This window comes from Klebsiella sp. w6, assembly GCF_033100215.1.
Lineage (GTDB): Bacteria > Pseudomonadota > Gammaproteobacteria > Enterobacterales > Enterobacteriaceae > Klebsiella > Klebsiella variicola.
In genome coordinates, this window is the sequence record NZ_CP136907.1 from 26,510 (window position 1) to 53,407 (window position 26,898).

General features: G+C 59.4%; 27 protein-coding genes. 17 read left to right on the top strand and 10 right to left on the bottom strand.

Going from position 1 to position 26,898, the window contains the following annotated elements:
• Nucleotides 1–366: 366 nt before the first annotated feature.
• On the bottom strand, nt 367–534 hold the full coding sequence (locus R0140_RS00135) for a hypothetical protein (protein WP_162535969.1): 168 nt from the start codon (nt 532–534) through the stop codon (nt 367–369).
• A 12-nt stretch (nt 535–546) separates the two neighbouring features.
• On the opposite strand from R0140_RS00135, the gene ivbL reads away from it, so the two are divergent.
• The 7 genes from ivbL (at nt 547) to uhpT (ending at nt 7,851) form a co-directional block, all read left to right on the top strand.
• Nucleotides 547–642 (top strand): ilvB operon leader peptide IvbL, encoded by a 96-nt coding sequence (gene ivbL / locus R0140_RS00140; protein WP_002923286.1) that lies wholly within the window; start codon nt 547–549, stop codon nt 640–642.
• Nucleotides 643–746: 104 nt separating this feature from the next.
• Nucleotides 747–2,435 (top strand): acetolactate synthase large subunit, encoded by a 1,689-nt coding sequence (ilvB, locus tag R0140_RS00145; protein WP_012540267.1) that lies wholly within the window; start codon nt 747–749, stop codon nt 2,433–2,435.
• Nucleotides 2,436–2,438: 3 nt separating this feature from the next.
• Nucleotides 2,439–2,726: an acetolactate synthase small subunit gene (gene ilvN / locus R0140_RS00150; protein ID WP_165570169.1), complete on the top strand. Its 288-nt coding sequence runs from the start codon at nt 2,439–2,441 to the stop codon at nt 2,724–2,726.
• A gap of 152 nt (nt 2,727–2,878) precedes the next feature.
• Nucleotides 2,879–3,472, top strand: coding sequence for a transcriptional regulator UhpA (gene uhpA, locus R0140_RS00155; RefSeq protein WP_002923282.1), 594 nt, complete (start codon nt 2,879–2,881; stop codon nt 3,470–3,472).
• 17 nt (nt 3,473–3,489) lie between these two features.
• Nucleotides 3,490–4,974, top strand: coding sequence for a signal transduction histidine-protein kinase/phosphatase UhpB (uhpB, locus tag R0140_RS00160; protein ID WP_163613483.1), 1,485 nt, complete (start codon nt 3,490–3,492; stop codon nt 4,972–4,974).
• An 11-nt stretch (nt 4,975–4,985) separates the two neighbouring features.
• The gene (locus R0140_RS00165; protein ID WP_012967017.1) at nt 4,986–6,314 is read left to right on the top strand and encodes an MFS transporter; all 1,329 of its coding nucleotides are present in this window, start codon (nt 4,986–4,988) and stop codon (nt 6,312–6,314) included.
• 145 nt (nt 6,315–6,459) lie between these two features.
• Nucleotides 6,460–7,851, top strand: coding sequence for a hexose-6-phosphate:phosphate antiporter (gene uhpT, locus R0140_RS00170; RefSeq protein ID WP_004202242.1), 1,392 nt, complete (start codon nt 6,460–6,462; stop codon nt 7,849–7,851).
• A 47-nt stretch (nt 7,852–7,898) separates the two neighbouring features.
• Here the strand turns inward: uhpT and R0140_RS00175 are convergent, their stop codons facing one another.
• Complete coding sequence (locus R0140_RS00175; RefSeq protein WP_022064559.1) at nt 7,899–8,804, bottom strand: LysR family transcriptional regulator; 906 nt, start codon at nt 8,802–8,804, stop codon at nt 7,899–7,901.
• A 105-nt stretch (nt 8,805–8,909) separates the two neighbouring features.
• Here R0140_RS00175 and R0140_RS00180 point away from each other — a divergent pair, with 105 nt between their 5' ends.
• The 3 genes from R0140_RS00180 (at nt 8,910) to nepI (ending at nt 11,413) form a co-directional block, all read left to right on the top strand.
• The gene (locus tag R0140_RS00180; RefSeq protein WP_032691299.1) at nt 8,910–9,362 is read left to right on the top strand and encodes a DUF1198 domain-containing protein; all 453 of its coding nucleotides are present in this window, start codon (nt 8,910–8,912) and stop codon (nt 9,360–9,362) included.
• A gap of 102 nt (nt 9,363–9,464) precedes the next feature.
• Nucleotides 9,465–9,989, top strand: coding sequence for an SRPBCC family protein (locus R0140_RS00185; protein ID WP_016162009.1), 525 nt, complete (start codon nt 9,465–9,467; stop codon nt 9,987–9,989).
• A gap of 230 nt (nt 9,990–10,219) precedes the next feature.
• Entirely contained in the window at nt 10,220–11,413 is a 1,194-nt protein-coding gene (nepI, locus tag R0140_RS00190; protein ID WP_032736569.1) for a purine ribonucleoside efflux pump NepI, read from the top strand.
• 164 nt (nt 11,414–11,577) lie between these two features.
• Here the strand turns inward: nepI and R0140_RS00195 are convergent, their stop codons facing one another.
• The 4 genes from R0140_RS00195 to R0140_RS00210 form a co-directional block, all read right to left on the bottom strand.
• Nucleotides 11,578–12,957: a carbohydrate porin gene (locus tag R0140_RS00195; protein WP_032736567.1), complete on the bottom strand. Its 1,380-nt coding sequence runs from the start codon at nt 12,955–12,957 to the stop codon at nt 11,578–11,580.
• Nucleotides 12,958–13,101: 144 nt separating this feature from the next.
• A complete protein-coding gene (locus R0140_RS00200; protein ID WP_004205145.1) occupies nt 13,102–13,404 on the bottom strand; it encodes a PTS lactose/cellobiose transporter subunit IIA in 303 nt (100 codons plus the stop codon).
• A 97-nt stretch (nt 13,405–13,501) separates the two neighbouring features.
• Nucleotides 13,502–14,824, bottom strand: a complete 1,323-nt coding sequence (locus R0140_RS00205) for a PTS cellobiose transporter subunit IIC (protein ID WP_008806769.1) — start codon at nt 14,822–14,824, stop codon at nt 13,502–13,504.
• An 11-nt stretch (nt 14,825–14,835) separates the two neighbouring features.
• Nucleotides 14,836–15,150, bottom strand: a complete 315-nt coding sequence (locus R0140_RS00210) for a PTS sugar transporter subunit IIB (RefSeq protein WP_004145041.1) — start codon at nt 15,148–15,150, stop codon at nt 14,836–14,838.
• Between the two features lie 293 nt (nt 15,151–15,443).
• Between R0140_RS00210 and R0140_RS00215 the strand changes: the two genes are divergently transcribed.
• The 3 genes from R0140_RS00215 (at nt 15,444) to R0140_RS00225 (ending at nt 19,243) form a co-directional block, all read left to right on the top strand.
• Nucleotides 15,444–16,385, top strand: a complete 942-nt coding sequence (locus R0140_RS00215) for a LacI family DNA-binding transcriptional regulator (RefSeq protein WP_032691298.1) — start codon at nt 15,444–15,446, stop codon at nt 16,383–16,385.
• A 211-nt stretch (nt 16,386–16,596) separates the two neighbouring features.
• Entirely contained in the window at nt 16,597–17,967 is a 1,371-nt protein-coding gene (locus tag R0140_RS00220; protein ID WP_317703926.1) for an MFS transporter, read from the top strand.
• Between the two features lie 13 nt (nt 17,968–17,980).
• The gene (locus R0140_RS00225; RefSeq protein ID WP_008806772.1) at nt 17,981–19,243 is read left to right on the top strand and encodes a gallate dioxygenase; all 1,263 of its coding nucleotides are present in this window, start codon (nt 17,981–17,983) and stop codon (nt 19,241–19,243) included.
• On the opposite strand, the gene R0140_RS00230 is transcribed toward R0140_RS00225, so the two are convergent.
• Entirely contained in the window at nt 19,240–20,466 is a 1,227-nt protein-coding gene (locus R0140_RS00230) for a LysR family transcriptional regulator (protein WP_016162005.1), read from the bottom strand. The genes R0140_RS00225 and R0140_RS00230 overlap by 4 nt on opposite strands.
• Before the next feature lie 127 nt (nt 20,467–20,593).
• Between R0140_RS00230 and galB the strand changes: the two genes are divergently transcribed.
• From galB to R0140_RS00250, 4 genes are read left to right on the top strand one after another with little or no spacing between them, the layout of a single operon-like run.
• The gene (galB, locus tag R0140_RS00235; protein ID WP_008806774.1) at nt 20,594–21,334 is read left to right on the top strand and encodes a 4-oxalmesaconate hydratase; all 741 of its coding nucleotides are present in this window, start codon (nt 20,594–20,596) and stop codon (nt 21,332–21,334) included.
• Complete coding sequence (locus tag R0140_RS00240) at nt 21,331–22,044, top strand: 4-carboxy-4-hydroxy-2-oxoadipate aldolase/oxaloacetate decarboxylase (protein ID WP_023298375.1); 714 nt, start codon at nt 21,331–21,333, stop codon at nt 22,042–22,044. The genes galB and R0140_RS00240 overlap by 4 nt, the downstream gene beginning before the upstream one ends.
• Nucleotides 22,045–23,130: a 4-oxalomesaconate tautomerase gene (locus R0140_RS00245; RefSeq protein WP_012967021.1), complete on the top strand. Its 1,086-nt coding sequence runs from the start codon at nt 22,045–22,047 to the stop codon at nt 23,128–23,130. It abuts the gene before it with no gap.
• 2 nt (nt 23,131–23,132) lie between these two features.
• On the top strand, nt 23,133–23,996 hold the full coding sequence (locus R0140_RS00250) for an NAD(P)-dependent oxidoreductase (RefSeq protein ID WP_016162003.1): 864 nt from the start codon (nt 23,133–23,135) through the stop codon (nt 23,994–23,996).
• Between the two features lie 3 nt (nt 23,997–23,999).
• Here R0140_RS00250 and R0140_RS00255 read toward each other — a convergent pair whose 3' ends face one another.
• From R0140_RS00255 to murP, 3 genes are all read right to left on the bottom strand, one after another.
• Entirely contained in the window at nt 24,000–24,290 is a 291-nt protein-coding gene (locus R0140_RS00255; protein ID WP_023298372.1) for a YicS family protein, read from the bottom strand.
• A gap of 106 nt (nt 24,291–24,396) precedes the next feature.
• Nucleotides 24,397–25,299, bottom strand: a complete 903-nt coding sequence (locus R0140_RS00260; RefSeq protein WP_002923118.1) for a DMT family transporter — start codon at nt 25,297–25,299, stop codon at nt 24,397–24,399.
• Nucleotides 25,300–25,450: 151 nt separating this feature from the next.
• Nucleotides 25,451–26,881, bottom strand: coding sequence for a PTS N-acetylmuramic acid transporter subunit IIBC (gene murP / locus R0140_RS00265; protein WP_032736563.1), 1,431 nt, complete (start codon nt 26,879–26,881; stop codon nt 25,451–25,453).
• Nucleotides 26,882–26,898: the final 17 nt, after the last annotated feature.

Sequence of the window (26,898 nt, forward strand, 5' to 3'; positions counted from 1 at the left end):
TCCATGAACGGCTTCCCGGCCCGCCGCCTGCAACGACAGGGGTGCGCAGCGCTGAGCCACGCGTTGCCGCGCGGGCCAGTGACTGCACGTTGTTGACGTAACACAGTGTGCTCTCTCGGGGTTAAGGCACTGACGGCACCACCCGTTTCAGCCAGGACTTCGTTGCGCCGGTCAAACTTGCGGCCCCCGAATGGCACAAAGTGAACACACCCAGTATAGATAAATACTGTATGGATGAACAGTATTTTTTGGACAAATACGCCCCTCTCATCCATACTCTATGACAGAGAAAAATCGACCTTAAATTGCGCGAACTGCAGCGATCGCGTATACTTTTGGCGTTGACGTAATACAGTGTGCTTGCGGCTACCACCTGTAACCATGCTGATAAAAACCTCGCTCCGGCGGGGTTTTTTGTTTTCTGCCCTTTTGCGCCGAATTGTGATCTTTCACGCAAATTATCGTGGATGAAAATAAATCCATTGTGAAATCGTAAAACCTGTGTTTGTATAAATTCAGCTTATTTTTCGACACAACAGGTCCCTAATGAACGCAACCCTGATCGCTTCGACCCTACTAAAAACCGCGCCAGCCGCGGTGGTCGTCGTGTCTGTGGTGGTCGTCGTCGGCAACGCGCCGTAGGGTCCGGAACAACACGAATTCCAAACCCCGCCGGCGCAAACCGAGCGGGGTTTTTTGTTGGCGAGCCCCCCGGAAAAGTCGGCCCAGAATAAAAGGACTGGAGCATGGCAAGTTCGGGCACCACATCAAACACAATGCGCTTTACCGGCGCGCAGCTGGTTGTTCATTTACTGGAACGCCAGGGCATCACTATGGTCAGCGGCATCCCGGGCGGTTCTATCCTGCCCATCTACGATGCCTTGAGCCAGAGCACGCAGATCCGCCACATCCTGGCGCGCCACGAGCAGGGCGCGGGTTTTATCGCTCAGGGGATGGCGCGAACCGAAGGCAAACCCGCAGTCTGTATGGCCTGTAGCGGCCCTGGCGCCACCAACCTGATTACGGCGATCGCCGATGCCCGCCTCGATTCAATCCCGCTGGTCTGCATCACCGGCCAGGTGCCGGCCTCCATGATCGGCACCGACGCTTTCCAGGAAGTGGACACCTACGGCATCTCTATCCCCATCACCAAGCATAACTACCTGGTGCGCGACATCGCCGAGCTGCCGCAGGTGATCAGCGACGCCTTCCGTATTGCCCAGTCCGGGCGTCCCGGGCCGGTGTGGATAGACATTCCTAAGGACGTACAGGCGGCGACCATTGAGCTGGAAACGTTGCCAGAGCCGGGCGAGCGCGCCCCGGCACCGGCCTTCACGCCTGAAAGCGTGCGTGAGGCGGCGGCAATGATTAACGCGGCGAAACGGCCGGTGCTGTATCTGGGCGGCGGGGTGATTAACGCGCCGCAGCCGATTCGGGACCTGGCGGAAAAAGCCAACCTGCCGACCACCATGACCTTGATGGCGCTGGGGATGCTGCCGAAGGCGCATCCGTTGTCGCTGGGGATGCTGGGCATGCACGGCGCGCGCAGCACCAACTTTATTCTGCAGGAAGCGGATTTACTGATTGTTTTAGGCGCGCGTTTTGATGACCGGGCGATTGGCAAGACCGAGCAGTTCTGCCCGAACGCGAAGATTATCCACGTCGATATCGACCGCTCTGAGCTGGGTAAAATCAAGCAACCGCACGTCGCGATTCAGGGCGATGTGGCGGAAGTCTTAGCCCAGCTCATCCCGCAGATTGAGGCGCAGCCGCGCGACGAGTGGCGCCAGCTGGTGGCCGATTTGCAGCGTGAATTCCCCTGCGCCATCCCGCAGGAAAGCGACCCGCTCTCCCATTACGGCCTGATTAACGCCGTGGCCGCCTGCGTTGACGATGAGGCGATCATCACCACCGATGTGGGTCAGCATCAGATGTGGACAGCGCAGGCCTACCCGCTCAACCGTCCGCGCCAGTGGCTGACTTCCGGCGGCCTCGGCACCATGGGCTTCGGCCTGCCGGCGGCCATCGGCGCGGCGCTGGCGAATCCGCAGCGCAAGGTTATCTGCTTCTCCGGCGACGGCAGCCTGATGATGAATATTCAGGAGATGGCTACCGCCGCCGAAAATCAGCTGGATGTCAAAATTATCCTGCTGAACAACGAAGCGCTGGGGCTGGTGCACCAGCAGCAGAGCCTGTTTTATCAGCAGGGCGTGTTCGCCGCCACCTATCCGGGGATGATTAACTTTATGCAGATTGCCGCCGGTTTTGGCCTGCAAACCTGTGATTTAAATAACGAAGCCGATCCGCAGGCGGCGCTGCAGGCGATTATCGACCGTCCGGGGCCGGCGTTGATCCACGTGCGTATCGACGCACAGCAGAAAGTGTATCCGATGGTACCGCCGGGTGCGGCCAATACTGAAATGGTGGGGGAATAAGCCATGCAAAAACAATGTGATAACGTCATTCTGGAACTCACCGTCCGCAACCATCCCGGCGTCATGACCCACGTTTGCGGGCTATTTGCCCGTCGGGCGTTTAACGTCGAAGGCATTCTCTGTCTGCCAATTCAGGGCAGTGAACACAGCCGCATCTGGCTGCTGGTAAATGATGACCAGCGATTGGGGCAGATGATTAGCCAGATTGAAAAGCTGGAAGATATCACCAAAGTGGCGCGTAACCAGTCCGATCCCACCATGTTTAACAAAATTGCGGTGTTCTTCGAGTAAATCGCGCAAGGCTTGAACGGTAAGGTGCTTATGGTTAAGGTAAGCGCCTTTGCCGGATGGCGCTGCGCTTATCCGGCCTACAGGGAGTGGATCCGTAGGCCGGATAAGGCGTTTACGCCGCCATCCGGCGCTTTCAGGCACCAGGAAACACCATGACTACCATCGCCCTTATTGACGATCATTTGATTGTCCGCTCCGGCTTTGCTCAGCTGCTGGGGCTGGAAGCTGATTTTCAGGTTGTCGCTGAATTTGGTAGCGGCCGCGAGGCGCTGACGGGGCTACCGGGGCGCGGCGTACAGGTCTGTATCTGCGATATCTCCATGCCAGATATTTCCGGGCTGGAGCTGCTCAGCCAGTTGCCGAAGGGGATGGCGACCATCATGCTGTCGGTACACGACAGCCCGGCGCTGATCGAGCAGGCGCTGAACGCCGGCGCGCGCGGCTTCCTGTCGAAACGCTGCAGCCCGGATGAACTGATCGCCGCGGTCCGCACGGTGGCGGCGGGTGGTTGCTATCTCACGCCGGATATCGCCATGAAGCTGGCCGCCGGGCGCCAGGATCCGCTCACCAAACGCGAACGCCAGGTGGCGGAAAAGCTGGCGCAGGGCATGGCGGTGAAAGAGATTGCCGCCGAGCTCGGCCTGTCGCCGAAAACCGTTCACGTTCACCGCGCCAACCTGCTGGAAAAACTGGGCGTCAGCAACGACGTTGAGCTGGCGCGCCGCATGTTCGATAGCTGGCAATGAAGGCTGTCGTCTCACGATTGCTGTCGGTCATCGGCTGCGCCTTTATCTTCGCGGCCGCCTGGTTCTGCCTGTGGAGCATCAGTCTGCATCTGGTGGAACGCGCGGATTTAGCGGTGTTGCTGTTTCCCTTTGGCCTGCGTTTAGGGCTGATGCTGCAATGCCCGCGTGGCTACTGGCCGGTGCTGCTGGGCGCCGAGTGGCTGCTTATCTTCTGGCTGGCGCAGGAGGTGGCGCTGGCGCACCCGATAATTTTGATGACCGGAAGTCTGCTGACTCTGCTGCCGGTGGCATTGATTTCACGCTATCGCCAGCAGCGAGACTGGCTGACATTGTTGCGCCAGGGCGGGGCGCTGATCGCCGCCTCGCTGCTGCAATCGCTGCCGTGGCTGGCGCAAGAAGGCAGTGAGGGACTGACCGCGCTGTTGTTGACGTTGACCGGCGGTCTGACGCTGGCGCCGACCTGCCTGGTTATCTGGCACTATCTTACCAGTACCGTCTGGAGGCCACTGGGGCCCGCGCTGGTCTCGCAGCCGATTAACTGGCGCGGTCGGCATCTGATCTGGTACCTGCTGTTATTCACCATTAGCCTGTGGCTGCAGCTTGGGCTGCCCGCCGAGCTCTCCCGCTTTACCCCATTTTGCCTCGCGCTGCCGATTATTGCCCTCGCCTGGCACTACGGCTGGCAGGGGGCGCTGATCGCCACCCTGATGAACGCGATTGCGCTGATTGCCAGCCAGACCTGGCACGATCACCCGGTCGATCTATTGCTTTCGCTGCTGGCGCAGAGCCTCACCGGGCTGCTGCTGGGGGCGGGGATCCAGCGATTGCGCGAGCTTAACCTGTCGCTACAGAACGAGCTGGCGCGAAATCGGCGGCTGGCGGAACGTCTGCTGGAGACCGAAGAGAGCGTGCGGCGCGACGTGGCGCGCGAGCTCCATGATGATATTGGCCAGACTATCACGGCAATTCGCACCCAGGCGGGGATCGTGCAACGGCTGGCGCCGAATAACGCCAGCGTGCGCCAGAGCGGCCAGCTGATAGAACAGCTGTCGCTGGGAGTTTACGACTCGGTGCGTAGACTGCTAGGCCGTCTGCGTCCGCGTCAGCTCGACGACCTGCCGCTGGAGCAGGCAGTACGTTCGTTGATGCGCGAGATGGAGCTGGAGGACCGCGGCATTGTCAGCCATCTCGACTGGCGGATTAACGAGGCGGGACTGAGCGAGAACCAGCGTGTGACGCTGTTTCGCGTTTGCCAGGAGGGGCTGAATAATATCGTCAAGCACGCCAGCGCCAGCGCTGTTACCCTGCAGGGCTGGCAGCAGGATGAGCGACTAATGCTGGTGCTGGAAGATGACGGTTGCGGCCTGCCGCCGGGGTCGAATCTGCAGGGGTTCGGCCTGACCGGCATGCGCGAACGTGTGACCGCGCTGGGCGGTACGTTAACTATCTCCTGCACACACGGTACCCGCGTGTGCGTCAATCTACCGCTGCGTTACGCCTGAGAGGAGCGCCGATGTTTGCCTTTTTAAAAGCGCCGCCGGACGCCGCGCCAGTTAGCGATAAACGCGAGCTGGACGAGCGTTATCGTTACTGGCGTCGACATATTCTGCTCACTATCTGGCTTGGCTACGCGCTGTTTTATTTCACCCGCAAAAGCTTTAATGCCGCGGTGCCTGAAATTCTTGCCAGCAATGTGCTGACTCGTAGCGATATTGGCCTGCTGGCCACGCTGTTCTATATCACGTACGGGCTGTCGAAATTTTTCTCCGGTATCGTTAGCGACCGCTCCGACGCCCGCTATTTTATGGGCCTGGGGCTTATCGCTACCGGGGTGGTGAATATTCTGTTCGGTTTTTCCACCTCGCTGTGGGCTTTTGCGCTGCTGTGGGCGTTGAATGCCTTCTTCCAGGGCTGGGGCTCTCCGGTCTGCGCCCGGCTACTGACGGCCTGGTATTCGCGGACCGAACGCGGCGGCTGGTGGGCGCTATGGAATACCGCGCATAACGTCGGCGGCGCGCTGATCCCGATGGTAGTGGGGGCGGCGGCGCTGCACTACGGCTGGCGTGCAGGGATGACGATTGCCGGCTGTCTGGCGATCCTCGCCGGGTTGTATCTGTGCTGGCGGCTGCGCGATCGCCCGCAGGCGGTGGGGTTACCCGCCGTGGGCGACTGGCGTCACGATGCGCTGGAAATCGCCCAGCAGCAGGAGGGGGCCGGGCTGACGCGCAAAGCGATCCTGACCCGCTACGTGCTGGCCAATCCCTATATCTGGCTGCTGTCGCTGTGCTATGTGCTGGTGTACGTGGTGCGGGCGGCGATTAACGACTGGGGTAATCTGTATATGTCGGAGACGCTCGGCGTCGATCTGGTGACCGCTAACTCGGCGGTGACCATGTTTGAGCTGGGCGGTTTTATCGGCGCGCTGGTGGCGGGCTGGGGCTCGGATAAGCTGTTTAACGGCAACCGTGGGCCGATGAATCTGATTTTCGCCGCCGGAATTTTGTTGTCGGTTGGCGGCCTGTGGCTGATGCCGTTTGCCAGCTACGTCATGCAGGCGGCTTGCTTCTTCACCACCGGGTTCTTCGTCTTCGGCCCGCAGATGCTGATCGGCATGGCGGCGGCGGAATGTTCGCATAAAGAAGCCGCCGGGGCGGCAACCGGGTTTGTCGGCCTGTTCGCTTATCTTGGCGCCTCGCTTTCCGGCTGGCCGCTGGCGCAGGTGATGGATATCTGGCACTGGACCGGATTCTTCGTGGTGATTGCGATTGCCGCCGGCATTTCCGCGCTGCTGCTGCTGCCGTTTTTAAACGCGCAGGCGCCGCGTACCGCCAGCGAAGCGTGATGTAGCTCACCCTTTGGCCGCGAACGGAGCAAAACTAAGAAATTTTCCCGGTTTCACCTGGACGCCGTCTCAGGCCAGACGGCGCGCTGGTTTTTACAATGCCTGGTTATGACGCAGGCATAAAAAATCAGCTCAGGAGATACCCATGCTGGCCTTTCTGAATCAGGTGCGCAAGCCGACCCTGGATCTGCCGCTCGATGTGCGGCGCAAAATGTGGTTCAAACCTTTCATGCAGTCCTATCTGGTGGTCTTCATTGGCTACCTGACCATGTACCTGATCCGCAAGAACTTTAACATCGCGCAGAATGACATGATCTCCACCTATGGGTTGAGCATGACGCAGCTGGGGATGATTGGCCTGGGCTTCTCCATCACCTACGGCGTGGGCAAGACGCTCGTGTCTTATTATGCCGACGGTAAAAACACCAAGCAGTTCCTGCCGTTTATGCTGATCCTCTCCGCCATCTGTATGCTGGGCTTTAGCGCCAGCATGGGCGCGGGCTCCACCAGCTTGTTCCTGATGATCGCCTTCTATGCGCTGAGCGGCTTCTTCCAGAGCACCGGCGGCTCGTGCAGCTATTCCACCATCACCAAGTGGACGCCCAGACGCAAACGCGGCACCTTCCTCGGCTTCTGGAATATCTCCCACAACCTCGGCGGCGCGGGCGCGGCGGGCGTGGCGTTGTTTGGCGCCAACTATCTGTTCGACGGCCATGTGATCGGCATGTTTATCTTCCCGTCGATTATTGCGCTGATCGTCGGCTTTATTGGCCTGCGCTACGGTAGCGACTCGCCGGAATCCTATGGCCTCGGCACGGCGGAAGAGCTGTTTGGCGAAGCGATCAGCGAAGAGGACAAAGAGACCGAAGAAAATGCGATGACCAAGTGGCAGATCTTTGTTGAGTACGTGCTGAAAAACAAAGTGATCTGGCTGCTGTGCTTCTCCAACATCTTCCTCTACGTGGTGCGTATCGGTATCGATCAGTGGTCCACCGTGTATGCCTTCCAGGAGCTGAAGCTGTCTAAAGAGGTGGCGATTCAGGGCTTTACCCTGTTTGAGGTCGGCGCGCTGGTCGGCACGCTGCTGTGGGGCTGGTTGTCGGATCTGGCCAACGGCCGCCGCGCGCTGGTGGCTTGCATCGCGCTGGCGCTGATTATCGCCACCCTCGGGGTTTACCAACACGCCAGCAACCAGTACGTCTATCTGGCCTCGCTGTTTGCGCTGGGCTTCCTGGTGTTTGGTCCGCAGCTGCTGATCGGCGTCGCCGCCGTCGGCTTTGTGCCGAAAAAAGCGATCGGCGCCGCCGATGGAATCAAGGGCACTTTCGCCTATCTGATCGGCGATAGCTTCGCCAAGCTGGGTCTTGGGATGATCGCCGACGGCACGCCGGTCTTCGGCCTGACCGGCTGGGCCGGCACCTTTGCGGCGCTGGACGCCGCCGCCATCGGCTGTATCTGCCTGATGGCCATTGTGGCTATCTTTGAAGAGCGTAAAATTCGCCGCGAGAAAAAGAACCGTATTTTGCAGACTGCCTGATTTACCAGGTATTTGGTAACCTTGCCCGGCCATTGCGCCGGGCTTTTTTATTGTTCTTGCTGGCTGGATTGCAGGAGTAGCTCCCGCAGCCACTGCTGCGCCGGGTCATGATGGTTACGCTCGTGCCAGGCCATGCTTTTGGTGAAACCCGGGATCGTCAGCGGCGGTGGGGCTATTTTCATGCCGCTGGCTCTTTTCGCCAGTCGGCGCGGTACCACGGCGATCATGTCGCTCACCGCCAGTATTTCCGGCAACACCAGGAAACTGCTCACCGACAATCCCACCCGCCGGGTTCGACCAAGCGCCGCCAGCGCGTCGTCGGTCACGCCGCGAAAGCTATCGCCCTGCCATGAAACCAGCACATGTTCCAGCGCACAGAAGCGGTCGAGCGTCAGCGGCTGGCTGGCCTGCGGATGGTCTTCGCGCATCAGACAGACATAGTCTTCCTGATACAGCGCCCGGCTGTGCAGCGCCGGCGGCGTATCGTGGGGCGTCAATAGCGCAATATCCACTTCACCACGTTCGGACTGTGCCAGCAGCGTGGCCGGTGATTCGGGAATGATGCGCACGCGGATACCCGGCGCCAGTGGCTTCAGCGCGGCGATAAATGGCACGATCACTGCTTTCAACGCATAATCCGTCGCGGCGATGGTCCAGGTAAAATTGGCTTCCAGCGGCTCGAAGATGGCGGGTTGCAGTAGGGTTTCAGCATCGATCAGCAGCTGCTTTACCGGAGCCGCCAGCGCCTGAGCGCGCAGCGTCGGCACCATACCGTGCGGGGCGCGGATAAACAGCGGGTCATTAAAGGCGTCGCGCAGGCGGGTGAGCATGCCGCTGACCGCCGGCTGGGTGAGCGCCAGCCGCGCTGCCGCCCGGGTGACGCTGCGCTCATCGAGCAGCGCATCCAGGGCTTTCAGCAGGTTGAGATCGAGGTTTCTGATATCAGATTTCATGATAGCTATCCGCAAACGCGATAAGTCACATTATGGTATGCCCGGTAGTCGACAGCAGGCAAATTCCCATTATGATAGTGAGGCTGCGATTGGATGAGAGGATGCATGATCTGGATAGGACTGGCCACCCTGGTAGTGGTATTTGTTGTGGGATTTCGGGTGCTTACCTCTGATTCACGCCGCGCGATTCGTCGCCTGAGCGAACGCCTTGGCATAACGCCTGTTCCGCTGGAATCGATGATCGATCAGTTGGGAAAAACCGCCGGTAATGAGTATTTGCGCTACCTGGAGCGGCCGAATGAAGCGCATCTGCAGAACGCCGCACAGGTACTGCTGATCTGGCAGACCGCTATCGTCGATGCCAGCGAAAAAAACCTGCATTACTGGTATCGCCTGATGCAAAAAGCGCGTTTAGCGGCGCCGATTACCGACGCGCAAATTCGTCTTGCGCAAGGGTTTCTGCGCGAGCTGGATCCGGATGCAAGCGATTTGCATAACCTACAGCAGCGTTATAACGCGCTGTTTCTGCCGGAAGACGGCGTGCACTGGCTGCACTGATATCATAATTGCTTATGTGTATTATCAAGGATGGTGATTCGATTTATATCACTCACCGACGCATGATTAACCTCGTTAAAACAATCGTTCACGAGGTTAATCATGAAACAGCCCCTGCTGCAAAGCGCCATCGTCTGGCCGGAAGAGTATCTGCCAGGCACGACCGACAATTTTGCCTCTAATGAAATTATCGTCAGCGGCCTGACGGCAGCTCAGATATGGGCGCAGCTCGATGACACCACGCTGTGGCCGGGCTATTACAGCAACGTTGCCGATATCCATTTCCATGACGGCAGCGGCCCGACCCTCAGCGCCAACGCCCGTTTCCGCTTCAGCACCTTCGGCTTCCCGATTGAGGCGCAGATTACAGAGTATGTACCTCCCGCTGCCGGGCAGGCGGCGCGCGTAGCCTGGCACGGCTGGGCGGAAGGGGATGCAACGACGCGTCTTGATGTGATCCACGCGTGGCTATTTGAAGATTTGCCCGGCGGGCGCGTACGTATCCTCACCCAGGAGTCGCAAAAAGGCGTTCCGGCGCAGGAGTTGGCGCGTACCTTGCCCAATCCGATGATTAACGGTCACCAGGAGTGGATCTGCGGGCTGGTGAAATCGGCTCGCGGTGAGTAAATCCGAGTGCCGGATGGCGGCTGCGCCTTATCCGGCCTACGGTTTCCGCACTCGTCACTTGTAGGCCGGATAAGCGTAAGCGCCATCCGGCAGAATGGCGAAGGCTATATTCTCAGGCTATCCCTTTGTATCATGCCGTGAAAAGCGATGAGAGTTGTGAAAACGTTAAATTCGTCACAAACAAAATGTTACACTGCGCGGCTTTCAGCCACTTTCTTCGCAGGTCACTCATGAGTCATTCAAATGAAGCCAAACCCCATGCACGCGAGCTGGCGCGACCAAACTGGTCGGCGGTTTTCGCGGTTGCTTTCTGCGTTGCCTGCCTGATTACCGTCGAATTTCTACCGGTCAGTCTGCTGACGCCGATGGCGCTGGATTTAGGCATCTCCGAAGGGATGGCCGGGCAGTCGGTGACGACGACGGCATTCGTAGCGATGTTCTCCAGCCTGTTTATCACCTCCATCATTGGCAAAACCGATCGCCGCTACGTGGTGATCCTGTTTTCGCTGCTGCTGACCCTTTCCTGCCTGCTGGTATCGTTTGCCGATAGCTTCACCCTGCTACTGCTGGGGCGCGCCTGTCTGGGCCTGGCGCTCGGCGGTTTCTGGGCGATGTCGGCCTCGCTGACCATGCGTCTGGTGCCGATGCGCGTGGTGCCGAAAGCGCTATCGATTATTTTCGGCGCGGTATCAATCGCGCTGGTGATCGCCGCCCCATTGGGCAGTTTCCTTGGCGGGCTTATCGGCTGGCGCAACGTCTTTAACGGCGCGGCGGTGATGGGCGTGCTGTGTACGCTCTGGGTGCTGAAAGCGCTGCCGTCGCTGCCCGGTGAATCGGCTTCTCAGCAGCAAAATATGTTTGGTCTGCTGAAGCGTCCGGGGGTGATGGCCGGGATGTGCGCCATTTTCATGGCCTTTGCCGGGCAGTTCGCCTTCTTTACCTATATACGTCCGGTGTACATGACCCTCGCCGGGTTTGATGTCGACGGCCTGACGCTGGTGCTGCTGAGCTTTGGTATCGCCAGCTTTATCGGCACCTCGCTCTCCTCGGTGCTTCTCAAGCGTTCGGTAAAAGCGGCGCTGGCGATCGCGCCACTGGTACTGACCACCTGCGCGGTGGCGCTGGTGCTGTGGGGAGAAAGCAAAATCGTCGCCTCGACGGTGGCGATTATCTGGGGCTTCGCGTTTGCGCTGATCCCGGTGGGGTGGTCAACGTGGATCACCCGTTCGCTCTCCGATCAGGCGGAAAAAGCCGGGTCGATTCAGGTGGCGGTGATCCAGCTGGCCAACACCTGCGGCGCCGCGGTCGGCGGCGTGGCGCTCGACCACTTAGGGCTGCTGTCGCCGCTGGTGTTGTCAGGAATATTAATGCTGTTTACCGGGTTGCTGGTGGCGACCAAAGTGAAGGTGAATCCACCCGCTTAAGGCCGCTCGCCTTTTGCCAGCCGGCACTACCGCGGGTACGGCGCCTGACCGCCCGGCGGCGCTGCGCTTGCCGGGCCTACGGGTGGTATCCCGCAGGCCTCCTCAGTCGTAGCCCGGCTAAGCGTAGCGCCAGCCGGGAACGCTCCTTCGACAACGCTATCGCATCAGAACCACGCCTCAAACATTCCACCGACGTTCAGTGAATCCAGCTGCTGGTCCTGGGTGCCGTTAACCTTCGCGGTATGCTCGTTGTCCACCTGGCCGCCGGTCACGTAGAAGCGCAGCATCGGACGGAACTCCGGCCCCATGCCGATGGCGATGTTCTGCGACAGCGTCAGCTTCCAGCCGTGGTTATCCCCGCCCTGGTCGTAATCCACGCGCTGGTAGCCCGCTTCCAGCCAGGTGGAGTGCACGTCGTTCCAGAAGTACATCGGCCGGACGATGGCGCCGTAGTTTTTGCGGTTGTCGGTATTATCTTTGCCGTTGTCGTAGTCGTGGAAGGCCAGCAGATATTCCACCTGCGCCTGCTGGGTGAACTTATGGCTGCCCTCAAAGCTGGCGTAGACCGTGGTCAGGTCGTCGGTTTTGTTATAGACGCTGTTATCCGAGTTGTCGGAATAGCGCAGGATCACCTTGTTCACCCCGCTGTCGTTGGTGTGGCTCAGCACCAGCCCGCCCTGCCAGGCTTCGAGACGCGCGTCGCTGTCCACCGCCTTTGAGTCAAAGCCGTAGTTGGCGTACACCTCGACGTCGATCGGCCCGGCCTTGATGTTGTGGGTTTTGGTGGTCAGCGCGTAGTGGCCGTTATCGCCGGTATCGGAGCTGCCGGTACAGGTGATGCGCGACGGGTTGGTCTCATCGGCCATCACTTCCGGACTACAGGATTTCACCTGCGAGACCGCCGCCACGTCGAACTGCACGCCGCCGATATCAAAGTTCTTCACCCCGGCGCCCTGGCCGTCGTGGTTCATCCAGAAGTAGTCGTTGATCCCCTGTTGCGGACGCTGGTGGAAGTCGCGGCCGGCCCAGATATAGGCGTTGGGGTTGGATTCCAGCACGTTGGTGACGCCGACGTAGGCCTTCTTCAGGTTAACTTCGTCGCTCCAGTGGTCGAACATCACGTTAAGATCCCAGATAGCCCCCTGCGCGCTTTTGAAGGCCTTGCTGATCTGGAATTCGCCGCCGTTGCTTTCGTTGCCGAGACGGCCGATCGCCGAGGCGCCGTTATAGGAGCCGTCGACGCCGACATATTTCTGGTCGCCGGTCTGGAAATGGGCGCCATAGCGGGCATAGCCGCTGAACTTGAGGCCGAACGGAATGGCCATATCCGGCGAGGCGGCGGTGGTCTGCGGGTTGGTGATCACGTCGACCTTTTTGTTGGCCGCGGCGTCGATTTTCGCCTGGCGGTCGGCCAGCGCTTTATCAACGGCTTTGGCAACGATGGCGTCGATCTGTTCCTGCGTAAATTCTTGCGCCATGAGAGAAATTGGGCACAGCGCGGCGACAACCGCCATGGCTAAAGGCAGTTTTTTCACAGTATTCATGGTTATCTCGCTTTAATAATTAATATATTTCAGATAATAACCATCCCATTCTGGCTAAAATAAATAACCAAAATAAGCTGATTTGTTTTTTAGGGTACAGCGACGCCGGAGAATAATATTCTCGCTGACGTTATTCCATATTAATTAACGCTGGTACAGATGGATTAATTCTTCTGAGAACTCACGGGCCAGCAGCGAGTTCATCAGATGATCCTGGGCATGTACCATAATCAGCGTCATAGGCTGACGCGCTTCACCGGCATCCTGCTCGATGAGCTGGGTCTGCATCTGATGCGCCCGGCGGGCGTAGCCGTCGGCCTCATTTAAGAGTAAGCGCGCTTCGTCGATATTTCCGGTTCGGGCCGCATGCAACGCTTCAAAACATAATGAGCGTGACTGTCCCGCATTAACGATAATTTCCATTACCGCATCTTCTAATTCAATCATGTGTATTCCTGAGGTATTTATTATTTAATAATGCAGTGAAAGTCCATTTTCTGCATTATTACGCTGTCATCTTATTATCTCTCCGGAAGGGGAGGGATTAGCTAACGGTTTCTGCCACCGGAACGCTATTTTTGGCTTTCTCAACTTCGGTTTTCATTAAGGAACGTTCATAGGCGCGCAGGAACGGCAGGTAAATGACCGCCGACATCACCATGCAGATAACGCACATCACCACCGGACTCAGGGTCCAGTTGGCCGCCCACGACGCGCCAATCGGTGCCGGCGTGGTCCACGGCGTCAGCGACACCACCTGGCTCAGCCAGCCAAGACGCGTCGCGCCGTAAGCCAGCACCGCGTTGACCATCGGCACGCAGACGAAGGGGATAAACATCATCGGGTTCATGATGATTGGCGCCCCGAACAGAATCGGCTCGTTGATATTAAAGAAGCTCGGCACAATGCCCATCTTGCCGATGGTGCGCAGATGCGTGGCCCGGCTACGCAGCAGCAGGAAAGCCAGCGGCAGGGTCGAACCGACGCCGCCAATCAGCAGATAGTGATCCCAGAAGCCCTGCAGATAGACGTGCGGCAGCACCGTACCCGCCGCCAGCGCCGCCTGGTTTGCCGACAGGTTGGCCATCCAGAACGGGTTCATAATGCCGGTAACAATCAGTGAGCCGTGGATCCCGGCGAACCAGAAAATCTGGCACATCAGAACGGAGAGCAAAATCGCCGGCAGCGAGTCGGAGGCGGAAACCAGCGGCTCCAGCAGATGCATGATCGCCTGCGGCAGGATCATCCCGGTCTGCGCTTCGATAAACAGGTTCAGCGGATGCAGAGTCGCAATGACCACCAGCACCGGGATCAGGATTTCAAACGAACGGGCGACGCCGGTGGGGACCTCTTTCGGCAGACGAATCGTAATGTTGTTTTGCTTCAGCCACGCATAAACGCGGGTGGAGTAGATGGCGGTGATCAGCGCGGTGAAAATGCCCTGACCGGACAGATACTGAGTGGAAATTTTGCCATCGGCATAAGGCGCGGCGACCAGCAGGAAGGCCATAAACGCCAGCAGACCGGACATTACCGGATCGAGCTGAAACTGACGACCGAGGCTGGCGCCAATGCCGACCGAGATAAAGAAGGTCATCACGCCCATGCTGAGGTTAAACGGCAGCATCAGCTGTTCGCGGTAGTGCTGGGAGAAATCAAGCCAGCCGCGGGCAAAGCCGTTGGTGGTATCGGGTGAAAACGGCGGAAAGATAAATACCAGCATGAAAGAGCCGATGATCATAAACGGCAAGGCGGCAGTGAAGCCATCGCGGATCGCGATAACGTATTTCTGCTGCCCAAGGCGTCCTGCCAGCGGAGTAATAGATTGCTCGATCACGGCAATCATGGACTGATACAGAGAACTCATTTCAACACCTCTCAGTGCGCCGCTGGGATCAGCGACAGAGCATAATTCAGGACGTTGTCTCCCCGCTGCATACCGTAGTCCATCGTATCGATGGGCTGAACGGGAATGTTCAGGGAAGCCGCTTTGTCAGACAGGGTTTTCAACATGTATTTCACCTGGGGGCCAAGCAACACCACCTGATACTGCGGAAACTGCATGTCAAATTCGGAAACGCCATAGGCATCAATCTGCACCGGCAGGTCACGTTCATTCGCCGCCTCCACCATCTTTCTGACCAACAGACTGGTGGACATCCCGGCAGAGCAGCACAGCATAATCTTGTACATCGACGACCATCCTCAAAATGTAAAAAGTTATTGCGTGGATGATTTGATATCAGACGGAAACCGGTTTCCATTCATAAAAAGCAGAACTGTGATAGTGGTCAAGATCTCCTGCTTATGGGGCGGATTTATTGGATTTCGCTCACATTATTCTGTCGATTTGGCGATGTTTTGCGCTGAAATGGAAAATCGGTTTCCAAACAAATGGTGAAATGGATATACTGCGCTGGTCACAATTGAAGCGATTCAGGTTTACAGGATTTTGGCGGGACGCGGCGCCCGCGCAGGGGAAAATGATGTCGACAATCAATGATGTTTCACGACTTGCCGGGGTTTCCAAAGCCACGGTGTCGCGAGTGTTGAGCGGCTCACGTGGCGTGAAGGAAGCCAGTCGTCAGGCGGTGCTGCAGGCGGCGGAAGCGCTCAATTACCGGCCAAACATGATAGCCCAGTCGTTGCTCAGTCAGTCCACCGGCTGTATCGGCGTCATCTGCGCCCAGGACAACATCAACCAAACCACCAGCTATCTCTACGCCCTGGAAAAACAGCTCAGCCAGCACCAGAAGCACCTGCTGCTGCGCTTCGCCAACACCAGCAACGGCGTGATGAGCTCGCTGGAGGAGTTGACCTGCGGGTTGTGCGATAACGTGCTGATCATCGGCGCGCGTTTTCCCCTGAATATTAACCGCCCGGACGTGGTGCTGGTGGACTGCCTCGACAGCGAGGGCGACAACAGCATTCAGTTCGATCATGCCTTCGCTGCCGAAACCGCCTGCCACTATCTGATTAGCCAGGGCAGACGGCAGATTGCGCTGATTCATCCGCAGAGCAGCGGCTTTGCCGATCAGGTGCTGCTGGGCTACAAGCACGCGCTGGAAAAAAACTTTTTGCCGTTTAATCGCAACCTGGTGTTTCTGGATAACACCTCGCCGTCGGTGGCGGTCCAGGAGCTGGTCAATAACGCCACGACGCTGAACTTTAACGCGCTGCTGGTGAGCGATGAGCAGCAGGCGCAGCGCGTGGTGCCGCAGCTGCAGGCGTTTAACCGCGCCGTTCCGCAAAATGTGATGGTGTTTAGCCTCGCCGGATCGTTACAGCTGCCCGGTATCCCCACCATTCCGGCCATTGAATATTCCATGGACGCGATGGCGTCGCGGATCGTCAACTGGCTGACCGAGAAAACGGACAACCCGGGCGGCAGCCCGCTGCGCGGCGATTTAATTATTCCGAAGCACTGAACACCGCTCTTGCCCTGACCCGCCGCCGTTGGCTGCGGGTTTTTTGCTGGCTGGTTTTTGTCGTATCCCTCACATTATAAATAAAACTCATATCTGACGCCGGGTTTTCGAACCGGACAGCCTGCGTGACCTGCCTTAAGTTGAGTACGAAAGTTCCACTCAAAAAACACTAACCAGAACATTCGTACCGCCTGCTTAAGGAAGTGACCCTATGAATCACATGAACGTTGTCGATGTGAAAGCGTGGATAGATGCCCGTCCGGTCTCGCGCTTTCAATGGAACGTGCTGCTGCTCTGTTTCATCATCATTATGCTGGATGGGTATGACGCCGCGGTGATGGGCTTTGTCGCCCCGGCGCTCATTGAGGACTGGGGCATCAGCCGGGCTGAAATGGGGCCGATTCTTGGGGCGGCCATGTTCGGCGTCGCCATTGGCGCCCTGGTGGCGGGCCCGCTTTCTGACCGCTACGGCCGAAAACGCATTTTACTCTGGTCGGTGGCGCTGTTTGCGTTGTTCAGCCTGGCCGGCGCCGTGGCGCAAAGCCCATCACAGCTGGCGCTGATGCGTTTTCTTACTGGCCTTGGCCTTGGCGCGGTGATGCCCAACTGCGTCACGCTGGTGGCGGAATATATGCCGGAGCGGCGTAAAGGGGTGATGATCACCCTGATGTACAGCGGTTTTAACGTGGGTTCCGGCCTCGGCGGCTTTATCGCCGCCGGTTTGTTATCGCATTACAGCTGGCACTCGGCGCTGATTTTTGGCGGCGTGCTGCCGCTCGTGGTGCTCCCCTTTATGATCGTGATGTTACCGGAGTCGGCGATGAACATGGTGGCGCGCCGGCTACCGGGCGAGCAGATCGCCAGGGCGCTTAACCGGCTTGGGGGCCAGTTTACGGCGGAAACCGTTTTTCAGTTGAATGCGCCGCCCATCACGCGCAGCAATAAAGTGGCGCAGCTGTTTCGGCATGGCTATGCCCGCGGCACGATAGCGCTGTGGCTGACCTATTTTATGGGGCTGTTCGTGATATATCTGCTGAACGGCTGGCTGCCAACCATTCTCCGCTCCGGCGGGCTGTCGCTGCAGCAGGCGGCGATGATGACCGGCTTGTTCCAGCTCGGCGGCCCGCTGGGCGGGATCCTTGTCGGTATGCTGATGGATCGTGCTTCGGCGAAAGCCGTGATTGCGGCAACCTATTTCCTCGGCTGCCTGTGCCTGTTGTCCCAGGGGTTGATGGATTTCGGATCGGCGGCGCTGTCGGTGCTGATTTTTATCAGCGGGATGTGCATTAACGGCGCGCAGAACGGTCTGCAGGCCTATTCGCCAGCCTATTATCAAACCGAGATCCGTGCTACCGGCGTCAGCTGGATGCATGGTATCGGCCGTACCGGGGCTATTCTCAGCTCCACGCTGGGTGGGATGCTGATGCTGGCCGTGCCGGGACACTCGTCGATCTTTTTGGTGCTTGCGCTGCCGGCCTGCCTGGCGGGGATCTGTATTTTGTTGCACCGTATGAATCACGCTAAGCCTCGACTCACAGAGGCAGAACTGGACGCTTTGTCATCCCCCCAGGAACACCGATAAGTGGAGTTATCTGATGGCTAACATTCTCGGCGGTATCGCCGTCTCTCATACCCCGACTATCGGCTTCGCGGTCGATCATCATAAACAGCAGGATCCGGCGTGGTCGCCGATCTTCCAGAGCTTCGAACCGCTGCAGCGCTGGCTGGAGGAGAAAAAACCGGATGCGCTGGTGTACATCTTTAATGATCATGTGACCGCCTTTTTCTTCGATCACTATTCGACTTTTACGCTGGGAATCGACAGTCAATATGACGTTGCCGATGAAGGCGGCGGACCACGCTGTCTGCCGCCGGTCCAGGGCAATGCGGCGCTCTCAAGGCACATTGGCGCCAGCCTGATGGCCGATGAGTTTGATATGTCGTTCTTTATGGATAAAAAGCTCGACCACGGCCTTTTCTCGCCGCTTTCGGCGCTGCTGCCCTGGGATGAAGCGCAGGGGTGGCCGACGGCGGTGATCCCGTTACAGATCGGCGTGCTGCAATTTCCGGTACCGAGCGCGCGCCGTTGTTACAAACTCGGCCAGGCGCTGCGCCGGGCAATTGAAAGCTTCCCGGAAGATATCAATGTGGCGATTGTCGCGACCGGCGGGCTCTCGCATCAGGTTCATGGCGAGCGCTGCGGATTTAATAATCCCGACTGGGATGCCCAGTTTGTTGACATGCTGGTTAATGACCCGGAAAAGCTCACCGAAATGACCCTTGGCGAATATGCTGAGCTGGGGGGGATGGAGGGGTCCGAAGTGATCATGTGGCTGGTGATGCGCGGCGCGCTATCAGCCAATGTCACCGAAACCTGGCGCGACTATTACCTGCCGTCGATGACCGGTATCGCCACGCTGATCCTTGAGAACAATGCGCGCCTGCCCCCCGTCGATACCCTGACGCGCCATCGCCAGCATATGGCGCAGCAGCTGGCCGGGGTGGAGAAACTGCCGGGAACCTATCCTTTTACCCACGAGCGCAGCCTGAATGGCTTGCGGCTTAACCGTTTCCTGCATCGGCTGATTGAGCCTGCCTGGCGCGAACGTTTTCTGCAGTCGCCTCAGTCGCTTTATGCCGAAGCCGGACTGAGTGAGGAGGAACAGCAGTTGCTCAACGCACGCGACTGGCGGGGATTGATTCAGTATGGCGCCAGTTTCTTCCTGCTGGAGAAAATGGGCGCGGTGGTCGGCGTATCCAACCTGCATATTTACGCCGCGATGCGCGGGCAGACGCTGGAGGCGTTTCAGCAAACGCGCAACCAACAGGTAACCTATTCGGTGGCGGGTAAACGTTAAACGGTCCCGTCCTGAACCTGCTGATAGATAAAACGCAACAGCGCCTGCGTCGCCGGGGAGGGCAGGCTGCCGGCGCGAAACGTCAGCCCGATACGCCGGGTGGTATCGGGCAGGGGGACCGGCAACACGCTGAGCAGCCCATTGTCAGTTTCAAAACGCATCTGGCTGGCGGAGACCGCCGCCAGCATGTCGGAGTCCTGCAGCAATCCTCTCACCATCGCCGCATCCCCGGTCTCCACCGTCGGTTGGGGCAGCGGCAGCCCCAGGGTGATAAACGCCTTATCCAGCAAATGGCGCGCCGGCGCGTTGGCGCGCGGCAGCACCCATTGCGCGGTCGCCAGCTGGCTGCGCGGATCCGGATGGCGCAGCAGCGGGTGGTTATTACGCAGTAAAATCAACATATCCTCTTCAAATAACGCCTCGCTACAGAGGTCCGGAAGATCTTCATCCTGACGCAGGGCGCCGATAATAAAATCGATATTACCTGCCCGCATATCGGCGACCAGCGACTCATACGGGCTTTCATTGGTCATGAGGGTAATGCCCGGGTGCTGAGCCAGAAAGGCGGCGATGGCGGAGGGCAGTAGCCGGGTCCGGCTCAGCGGCAGGGCGCCAATGCGCACGGTGCCCTCCAGCACCCCGCGACGGGCGGCGATATCGCTCCAGATGTTTTCCAGCTCGTTGAGCGCTCTGCTTACCGGGGGATAGAGTAGCTCCGCGGCGGGCGTGGGGCGCACCCCTTCTGGCGTCCGGCGAAATAGCGCCGAATCCGCCCCTTTCTCCAGGACCTTCAGCGCGGCGCTGACCGCCGGCTGGGTGATCCCCAACTGTTGCGCGACGGTTTGGGTATGGTTGACGTGATAGAGCTGAATAAATATGGCTAACCGGCGGGTATTGAACAGCCAGCCGGCGTCCGCCAGCGGGCCGCTGGTGCGGGTATGGTGTTTCTGCAACAGCGCCGGAATGGCCTGCAGGTCGTCAATCGCCCGCCGGGCGCGCGGCAGGATGCACTTGCCATACTCGGTGGGCACCATGCCGCTGTAATGGCGTTCGAACAGCGTGACGTTCAAGGCGGATTCAAGGTCGCGGATCGCCCGTGTTATCGCTGACTGCGTGCGGAATAAGTCATCGGCCGCACGCGAGACACTTCCGCGCAGCGCGACCTGACAGAAAAAGCGCAGCTGCATGATATTTATGATTTTATCGTGCTTTTTCTTCAGCATGGTTCGTCAGGCCTGAAACAGTGAGTGAGTCGACAACATAAATAAAAATCATAGCCTTCGCAAGTTAACGAATTACCTCCCTGCGACGGGACATGACAAGCTGAAAAAAACAACAGAGGAAGCCATCATGTCTCATCCGGTTAGCGAAAAAAGTGCCCTTGTCGTCAGCGCCCACTCGGCCGATTTCGTCTGGCGCGCGGGCGGTGCGATAGCGCTGCATGCCCTGCAGGGCTATCAGGTCCATGTGGTCTGTTTATCCTTTGGCGAGCGCGGCGAGTCCGCCAAACTGTGGCGCAAAGGCAACATGACCGAGGAGGCGGTGAAGCAGGTGCGTCGCGAAGAGGCGCAGGCCGCCGCTGAGATCCTGGGCGCCAGCGTCGAATTCTTTGATATCGGCGACTATCCGCTGCGCGCCGATAAAGAGACGCTATTTCGTCTGGCGGATGTGTATCGTCGCATCCAGCCCCACTTTGTCCTGACGCACTCCCTGCACGATCCCTATAACTACGATCACCCCCTGGCCTCCCATCTGGCGCAGGAAGCGCGAATTATCGCCCAGGCAGAGGGCTATCGCCCCGGTGAGAAAATTGTCGCTGCTCCCCCGGTTTACTGTTTCGAACCGCACCAGCCGGAGCAGTGCAACTGGAAGCCCGATGTGTTGCTGGACATCACCGCCGTCTGGGAGAAAAAGTATCAGGCCATTCAGTGTATGCAGGGTCAGGAGCATCTGTGGGAATACTACACCCGCGTGGCGCTGCAGCGCGGGGTGCAGGCCAAGCGCAATATCGGCATCACGGCCGCGCGCGATATCGTTCACGGCGAAGCCTTCCAGAGCATCTTCCCCCGCGTAACGGAGAACCTGGCATGAACTTGTTAAATAAAAAAGGCCTTGTGATCCGCCATCTGCCGCGCCATGACGAGGCGGTTTTGCGCCGCTGTGAGGCGGCCGGGGTGGCGACGCTCCATGAAGCCTGGGATCGCCAGGGGCTGATGGGACCGACAATCCGTCCGATTCAGCAGGGCGTCAGCCGGGCGGGCAACGCGGTAACCGTGCTGGTGACGCCAGGCGACAACTGGATGTTTCATGTGGCGGTCGAGCAGTGCCGCGCCGGCGATATTCTGGTGGTGGCCCCGACGTCGCCGTGCGGCGATGGCTTCTTCGGCGATCTGCTGGCGACGTCTCTCCAATCGCGCGGCGTGGTCGGTCTGGTGGGCGATATCGGCATTCGTGATTCGCAGACTTTGCGGGAGATGGGATTCGCCGTCTGGTCCCGTCAGGTTTATGCCCAGGGAACGGTGAAAGAGAGCCTCGGTTCGGTTAACGTCCCGGTGATTTGCGCAGGCCAGCTTGTGCAGCCGGGCGATGTCGTGGTGGCCGACGACGATGGCGTCGTGGTGCTGCCTCACGCGCAGGTCCGTGATGTGCTTGATAAAGCGGAAGCCCGCATGAGCAATGAGCTCGCGAAGCGTGAGCGGATGCGCCATGGCGAGCTGGGGCTGGATATTTACGCGATGCGCCCGCGTCTGGCGGAAAAGGGGCTGCGGTATTACGACCGCGCAGACGAGGTGGAGGAATAAATGGCGCAACGCGGAATCCCCTGTCTATGGATGCGCGGCGGCACCTCGAAGGCAGCCTGTTTTCTGGCTGACGATCTGCCTGCCGATCCGGTGCAACGTGATGCGGTGCTGCTGGCGGTGATGGGCTCGCCTGATCCCCGGCAAATTGACGGGATCGGCGGCGCCGATCCGCTGACCAGTAAAGTGGCGATTATCCGCCGCTCCGCACGGCCTGACGCCGATGTGGACTATCTGTTTGCCCAGGTAAACGTGGCGGCGGCCACCGTGGATTACGGCCAAAACTGCGGCAATATTCTCGCCGCCGTTGGCCCTTTCGCCATCGAGCGTGGTCTGGTTCGCCACGATGCGCCGCTCACTCGGGTGCGTATTTATATGGAGAACACGGGGCAACTGGCGGTGGCAGAGATCCCCTGCGATGCCGACGGGGTCGACTACGCCGGCGAGAGTCGTATCGATGGCGTGCCGGGCAGCGCCAGCCCGATCCTGCTCCATTTTCTTGATGTGGCGGGCTCCAGCTGCGGGGCGCTGCTGCCGACCGGCCGGGTTCGTGACCGTTTTGACGGCGTTGAGGTGACCTGCATCGATAACGGTATGCCGGTGATCCTGCTGCGCGCTTGCGACCTCGGTTGCACCGGCTATGAGACGCGCGAACAGCTGGATAATGACGATGCGCTTAAACGTCGCCTGGAGTCGATTCGCCTGCAGGCCGGGCCGCTGATGCAGCTTGGCGACGTCAGCCAGCGCACGGTGCCCAAGATGACCCTGATCGCCGAACCGCGACACGGCGGCGCCATCAGCAGCCGCACCTTTATCCCCCACCGCTGCCACGCGTCAATCGGCGTGTTTGGCGCGGTGAGCGTGGCCAGCGCTTGTCTGCTCCCCGGCTCTGTCGCGCAGGGCCTGGCGCAGGTAGCGCCAGGCGATACGCCGCTGCTCAGCGTTGAGCATCCGACAGGCGAATTTAGCGTAACGCTTCAGCTTGATGCTGACGGCGCCCTGGCTGGCTGCGGCCTGTTACGCACGGCGCGACTGCTGTTTGCTGGCGAGGTTTTTATTCCGGCCCGCGTCTGGCCGCGTGAGGAGTAATGATGACGATCGCGTTTATTGGTTTTGGCGAGGCGGGTGGCATTCTGGCGGCGGATCTGGCCCGTGAGCATGCGGTGACCATTTGGGATTGCAAGCTCAATGGCCCGGCGCGAGAGGCGATGGGCAAAAAAGCCCGTGACTCGCGCGTTCAGGTGGGAAGTTCGCTGGCGCAGGCGCTGGAGAGCGCCACGCTGGTTTTTTCTACTGTGACCGCGGGTGAGGCGCTAAAGGTGGCGCAGCAGGCCGCCGCGCTGCTGCAGCCGGGGCAATACTTCCTCGATCTCAACTCCGTGGCGCCGGAGACGAAACGGCAGGCGGCTGAACATTTTCTGCCCGGCGCCTACATCGATGTCGCGGTGATGGCGCCGGTACCGCCGGCCCGATTGCAGACACCGTTATTGATCGGCGGGCCGCAGGCGGAGGCGATCGCGCCGCGTCTGCAGGGGCTGGGGCTGAATGCCCGCTATGGCGCCAGTAAGGTGGGCCAGGTGTCGGCGATAAAAATGTGCCGTAGCGTGATGATCAAAGGTCTTGAAGCGCTCACCACAGAATGCCTGTTCGCGGCCCGTGAATATGGCGTCGAGGAGGAGGTGCTTAGTTCCTTGCATCATAGTTTCCCCTCTCTGGGCTGGACAGGAGCGTTCCCCGACTATCTGATCAGCCGGGTGGCGGAACATGGCATTCGGCGCAGCGAAGAGATGGAAGAGGTGGTGAAAACCCTGCGTGACGTGGGGAGCGCCGGGATAATGAGCGAGGCGATCGCGAAAAGCCAGCGCCAGCTGCCGGAGCAGATGGCCGCCCGTAGCCTGAGCTACAGGCAGCTGACGCCGTTTGACTGGAAAACGCTGGTCGCCAGGCTGAAATAACCGCTATTTGGCCGGACAGACGATTTTGTCGATTGCGGCCTGGTAGCTTTTTTGGTTATTGCGCTCTTTCGCCAGCGTTGCTTCGCGGACCGCGTTCTTGTTACCGTCGGTCGCCAGCACTTTATTGGCAAAATCGTTATCGCTGAGGTGGCTTGCTGGCGCACATTTTTCCTTCACCGCTTTGAGCACCAGCTGTTTTTGCTGTTCGAACTGCAGGCTTTGCAGCGGTGATTCGGCCCACGCCGACGTGGCGCTCAGGGCGGTGACCAGGCATACCATCCAACATGCTTTCATCAGGCTTCTCCTTCCGTAATCGCTTCCGTCAACTATATGCGCAGGCGCGAAAACACGCAAATAGTGGTCAGTTTAACTTATTGAAAATGCAATTTTTATCGCCTGCTCAGGCGGCTCTCACCCGCCGCCGCGAGTCGATGGCGATCAGCACCACCGACGCGAGGATCAGCAGAGTGCCCAGCCAGTCCGGCAGCGTGAAGGTGATCCCCAGCAGCAGGAGCGACAGCAGGGCGCTGCTCAGCGGTTCGGCGCAGCTGAGGATCCCGGCCTTCGCGCCGCCAATTTTCTGCGCGCCGTTAAGATAAAGGCTGAAGGTCAGCGAAGTACCGATCACCACCAGGTAGAAAAAGGCTAACAGCAGGCTACCGTTCACCACAAAATCGGTGCCCTGGCCGCCGTAAAACGGCAGCAGCATCGCGCCGCCGAACAGCATGCTCCAGCCGACGATCGGCAGCGTCCCGTAGCGGGCAATCAACGTCGAGGGATAGGTGGTATAAAACGCGGCGGCAAACGCCGAGGCGATCCCCCAGAACAGCGCCGCCGGCGAAATCGACAGCGTCGTTGGGTTGCCGTGGGTCACCAGCAGAAAGGTGCCCGCCAGCGAGGTGCAGATAGCTCCCAGCACCAGCGGAGTGGGACGCGCTTTGCGGGCGAGGGCGAACCAGGCGACGATGATCGTAGGCGACAGAAACTGAAGCACCGTGGCCGTGGCGGCATTGGATTTTTCAATGGTCATCAGAAAGGTGAACTGCACGGTTAGCGCGCCAAACAGCGAGAAAAACAGCAGGCTGAGGGCGTCGCGGCGGTTTTGCAGCACGCGGAAAATGCGGTCGCCGTGAACAAAGCCGAGCATCAGCAGGATCAGCCCGGCGAACAGCAGACGCGTCATGGTCAGAAACGGCGACGACATCTGGCTTTCCTGCATAATAAACTGCGCACACACCCCGGAACTGCCCCACAGCACGGCGGCAATCAGTACGTTCAGCATCCCTTTTTTGCTGGAGCCCATCTTTTCCTCAAGCGAAATATGACAAAGGGGAATCATAGCATGCGCCAGCCCGGGCGGCGGGGCAGGAAATGGTAGTCGGGCGCGGCGGCGTAACGATGTTGCAGGCCCGGTAAGGCGAAGCCGCCACCGGGCACTACCCGACAGTCGCGTTCTAGCTTAAATCGACATTTTTACTGCCGAATAGCCAGGTGAGGACAAAGCCGCACAGGTAGGAGACCGCCAGCCCGCCGGCGTAGACCGCCATCCCGGCGTAAATTCCGCTGCCGGAGGTCATCAGCGGCAGCGCCACCAGCCCGGATGGGCCGAACACCGTGTTCAGGCCGACCGGCAGCCCCAGCCAGGCGATCAGTCCGACGAAGAACCCGCCGCAGGCGCCGCCGAGGCAGGCGGTGACAAACGGCTTCATCCGCGGCAGGGTGACGCCGTAGATCAGCGGCTCGCCAATCCCGAGGAAGCCCGGAATAATCGCCCCTTTAATCTGGGTTCGCAGCAGCGAATCGCGCTTCGCCCGCCAGAATAGCGCCAGCGCCGCCCCCACCTGCCCGGCCCCGGCCATCGCCAGGATCGGGAACAGCGAGTTAAAGCCCTGGGCGTCCACCAGCGCAAAATAGACCGGGACAAACCCCTGATGGACGCCGAACATCACCGCCAGCAGGAACAGGCCGGCCAGCACCGCCGAGCCAAACGGGTTGCCGTTAAGATGCAGGAACAGCCACGACATGCCGGTAAACAACCAGCCGCCAATCGGCATGATCACCGTAAAGGTCACCGCGCCCATGATCAGCAGCGTCACCGCCGAAGTGAGGATCATATCGAGGTTGGCCGGCATTACCCGCCGCACCTGGCGTTCAACCCACGCCCCAAGGATAGCGGCGATCAATACGCCGATGATATTGCCGCGCGGATCGATGCCGTGGCCGAAGAAGGTGGAAATGCCGGCGTAGAAGCCGCTGGTCGCCTCCGGGTTGTAGCCCAGCACGAACAGCGAGGCGATAATTGCGCCGTTCACGCCGGAGCCGCCGAACGCCTTCTGCGCGTTATAGCCAATCAGGATACTCAGGAAAGTGAACATCCCTTTGCTGAAGACCTTCATATAGCCAATCAGCGCCACCAGGCTGGCGTTCGGATGGGCGTTCTCCAGCACGAAAACCTGTTCCGCCAGGGTGGCGAAGCCCAGCAGCAGCCCGACGGCGATAAAGCCGGGGATCAGCGGCGTAAAGATGGTGGCGAATTTGGCGAGAAACTTCTGCACCGCGCTGGTCTGCTTGCCCTTCAGCGCCTGCTTTTTCTCTGCCGCGACGTCGGCCAGCGACGGCGCGGCGGGCGCCTCCTCCAGCAGGACGTTCATCATCTCGGCGGCGGTTTGCGCCTTGCCGGGGCCGAGCACCACCTGGAACTGCTCGTCGCTGACGATCACCCCCATTACGCCGTCAATCTGGCGGATGGCGGCGCTGTCGGCCAGACTTTCATCGCGCAGGGTCAAGCGCAGGCGCGTCATGCAGTTGCCCGCCTGCGCGACGTTTGCGGCGCCGCCTACGTGGGCGAGGATCCGCGCTATCATCTCTTTCGTTATTTTTGCCATTGCCCGTTACCTGTCTG